Origin of the sequence: Deinococcus sp. (assembly GCF_018260555.1) — a bacterium.
Lineage (GTDB): Bacteria > Deinococcota > Deinococci > Deinococcales > Deinococcaceae > Deinococcus.
Genome location: NZ_JAGLBB010000153.1, coordinates 1 through 865 on the forward strand (window position 1 = coordinate 1; position 865 = coordinate 865).

The following is an 865-nucleotide window of genomic DNA, read 5'->3' on the forward strand; positions in this document are numbered from 1 at the left end:
TAGACCTCCTGCGAAAGTCACGCCACGTTGACAACGGTGCGATTACACACCGCCGCAATGAGGTTGACGCGTAAAGAGAAGCGCCGCCTCCGGTGACGGTAAATGTCCTTCAGCACGCGGAAAATCTTCAGACACCGAATGACATGCTCGACCCGCAGGCGGGTCGACGCCAGTTCCCGGTTCTGCTGACGCTGTTCAGGGGTCAGCGGCGCTTTCTTCGTCGCTTTGTGCGGTGTCACCGAGTGACCGTGGTGCCGCCGAATACCCTGGTAGCCGGCATCGCCGATCAGCGCCGTCTCTGGATGGATTTGGACGCCCGACTGCCGGAACAGGGTGAGGTCATGCATGGACCCGAAGGCGGTGGCGACGCACAGGATCATGCGGGTGGACACGTCGATCACGACCTGCGTTTTCAGGGTGTGCCGTTTCTTCTTGCCGCTGTACCAGCGGCGTTGTTGGCTGGTCGGTCGTTCACACGGGGTTTCAGCGGCATCCACGGCGATGATCTGGAAGACGTTCTCTTCCTGTTTGAGGCTCTTGCGGCCAGGAAGTCGGAACTCTCCGCTCCCGATCAGGGCGGTTTCGACGCGTTCCACCGTGCGCTGCACGGTGGTTTCGTGAATGTTCCAGTCGTGGCCGAGGTGAGCGAAGGTGCGGTATTCCCGCCAGAATTCGAGGGTAAGGAGGAGTTGCTGCGCAGTGTTGAGGGCGGGGGGTCGACCGGACTTTTTCTTGGAGCGTTCTCGCTGGTCCAGGACGAGTTCCATCTCGGCGAAGGTTTCGGGGTAGATCCCGGTGTGCCGTTTGAAGCGTGTGCGGTTCAGCTGTCGGAGGCGTTCAAGGCGGTCGTGGCTCACTCACGCAG

The 865-nt window shown here is 61.0% G+C and carries 1 protein-coding gene; it reads right to left on the reverse strand.

Annotation, left to right across the window (positions count from 1 at the left end; translation table 11 throughout):
• Nucleotides 1-17: 17 nt before the first annotated feature.
• The gene (locus QZ271_RS14385) at nucleotides 18-857 is read right to left on the reverse strand and encodes an IS5 family transposase (RefSeq protein WP_291432629.1); all 840 of its coding nucleotides are present in this window, start codon (nucleotides 855-857) and stop codon (nucleotides 18-20) included.
• Nucleotides 858-865: the final 8 nt, after the last annotated feature.